Origin of the sequence: Pseudomonas sp. 2995-1, assembly GCF_002742505.1 — a bacterium.
Classification (GTDB): domain Bacteria; phylum Pseudomonadota; class Gammaproteobacteria; order Pseudomonadales; family Pseudomonadaceae; genus Aquipseudomonas; species Aquipseudomonas sivasensis.
In genome coordinates this window covers 1-277 of sequence record NZ_LJSA01000623.1, presented here as the reverse complement: position 1 = coordinate 277, position 277 = coordinate 1, and the positions used below count along the sequence as shown (strand labels likewise).

Sequence of the window (277 nt, the reverse complement as noted above, 5' to 3'; positions counted from 1 at the left end):
ACTTAGACAATGCTCAGCTCTTAATTCATCTTCTTTTGCATCTTCTCGTGCTCTGACTAGATCTCGGAGAGCCTCATCTTCTTTAGTTGGTATATAGATAGAGGTTAACTCTCCTGCTCGATATAGTTGTGCAAGACGGATAGAATCCCTTCTGTCTGTCTTGATACGCTCACCTGGACGTTGAGGAATCAAAGATGGGGCGATTACATTACAATGAACTCCCAAAGTAAGCAAGAGTCTATATAACCCGTACCCAGTTGGACCAGCCTCATAACAC

1 protein-coding gene is annotated in these 277 nt (G+C 43.3%); it reads right to left on the bottom strand.

The genetic code is table 11. The features are described from left to right. A partial coding sequence (locus AOA61_RS30115; protein ID WP_143521287.1) for a transposase occupies positions 1 to 277 on the bottom strand: 277 nt, incomplete at both ends.